This window comes from Streptomyces sp. 13-12-16 (genome assembly GCF_002114215.1).
In the GTDB taxonomy this organism is placed as follows: domain Bacteria; phylum Actinomycetota; class Actinomycetes; order Streptomycetales; family Streptomycetaceae; genus Streptomyces.
On sequence record NZ_NCTE01000913.1, the window covers coordinates 30,966 to 32,970 of the forward strand.

Sequence of the window (2,005 nt, forward strand, 5' to 3'; positions counted from 1 at the left end):
CGAGGACCGCCAGGACGGTCCCGGCCCACATGGCGTCGGCGTAGCGCAGCGTCGTGCCCGTCGCCGGGTAGAGGAAGGCGCCCACCACCGCGATCCCGGCGGCGGCCCCCAGCTGCTGGGCGGTGCTGAGCACGCCCGAGCCGGCGCCGGCGTCCTGGGACGGCACCTGGGCGAGCACGATGCCGGTGAGCAGGGGGACGATCATCCCGTTGCCGAGCCCGTAGACCGCGAAGCCGGCCATCAGCGGCAGGATCGCGGCCTCCGGTGTGCCCAGGCCGACGGTCGCGAGCGCCGCGGCGAGGCCGGCCGCGGTCAGGGCGGCGGCGACGACCAGCACCCGGATGCCGTAGCGCTTCTGCAGGGCGGGGCTGACGCGTGATCCCACGGCGATGGCGACGGCCGCCGGGGTGAAGACGAGGCCGGCGGCGGCCGGACTGAGGTGCGACTCGTCCTGGAGGTAGAGGCCGAGCATGACGGCGAACGGCACGCTCGACATGTACAGCAGGAAATTCAGCAGGACGCCCAGGCTGAATGTCCGGCTGTGGAAGAAACGGACGGGAAGCAGCACGGGCCGGTTTTTCCCGGCGCGCCGCGTCTGGTGTCCGACGAAGAAGGTGAGCAGCAGAGCGGCGGCGAAGAGGAGGACCGGCCCGGTGGGCAGGAAATCCCATTCCTGAAGGGCCGCGAGCGGCAGGAGGAGCAGGGCGAAACCGGTGGCGCTCAGGGCGATGCCGATACCGTCGATTCCCCGTCCGGTGCGCGGGGCGCCATCGGCCGGAACGGTCCGGCCGATGGCGATGTGGGCGAATGCGCACAGGGGCACCGCGACGAGGAAGACGGGACGCCAGCCCAGGCCCAGAAGGTCCCAGGAGGGAATCGCGCCGCCGAGTATCTGCCCGCTGACCATGCCCAGGCTCATGGAGACGCCGTACCAGGACAGGGCCTTGGCCCGCTCGGCGGGCGGGAACTGGACCCGGATGAGGGCCAGCACCTGGGGCTGGAGCACGGCCGCGGAGGCGCCCTGGACGAGACGCGCGACGATCAGGACCGCCGGTGACCAGGCCAGCGCGCACGCCAGCGAGGTCACGGTGAACAGGACGAGACCGAGGCGGTACACGCGGCGGCGGCCGAAGAGGTCGCCCAGCCGTCCGCCGGTGATCAGGCCCAGCCCGTAGACCAGGCCGTATCCGCCGACGACGGCCTGGAACTCGAAGGGCGACAGCGCGAACGACCGGTTGATCGAGGGCGCCGCGAGGTTGACGCAGAACTGGTCGAACAGGGAGAGGAACGGGCCGACGGCCAGGACGGCGAGCGCCTGCCACCGGCGGGGGTTCAGCGGTGCCTCGTCCGCCTCCGGGGGCGGGGCGGGGGTGCCGGCCGGGGACGGTGCACGGCCGTCCGTGCGGGGGGCGACAACCGTACGGCCCGGTTTCACGAGACTCTTCTCCTAACGCGGCCGGTCATGACTGCCGATTCGAGGAGCGGTACGGATCGGCGGTTCATCCAATCCACCGGCCGCCGCGCCCACAAGCGGACTTGGCGAAGTCTCCGCGGCGGCCGTTGTTCGCGGCAGCTTGCGCAACTCCGCATGGACAGCGCCGAGCGGGCCCGAACATCCTTCCGGTGGCAGCGTCCCCTTCCAGGAAGGCTGTGCCATGGAAAACCATCGCTCGGCGTCCCTGCTTTTCGGGGAAAAGGATCAAGGCGAGAAGGACCGGGGCGGGAAGGGCCGGCAGGAAGAAGCCCGTTCGCTTTTGCTGCGTGTTCTGGACGGCTCCGTGCGTTCCGATCCGTATCCGGTGTTCGACCGGATTCGTGAGGCCGGGCCCCTGTGGTGGGACGGGTCGACCGTCGTCTTCTCCTCGTACGAGCACTGCTCGGCCGTGCTGCGGGCGCCGGAGGCCGTCGCCCGGCGGGCCGACGCGTGTCCCGCCGGGCGGGACGACCGGCCGGAGGGGCTGGCCGTCGCCGTGGCGGGCTCGGCGGAGCACGTGTGGCTGCGCCG

1 protein-coding gene and 1 pseudogene are annotated in these 2,005 nt (G+C 72.0%); one reads left to right on the forward strand and one right to left on the reverse strand.

Annotated features, from left to right (window positions below; genetic code table 11):
- The coding region (locus tag B7767_RS32155) for an MFS transporter (protein WP_085575206.1) at positions 1–1,435 on the reverse strand (1,435 nt) is incomplete at its 3' end.
- A 319-nt stretch (positions 1,436–1,754) separates the two neighbouring features.
- Here B7767_RS32155 and B7767_RS32160 point away from each other — a divergent pair.
- Positions 1,755–2,005 (forward strand): annotated as a pseudogene (locus tag B7767_RS32160) (hypothetical protein); the annotation flags it as partial.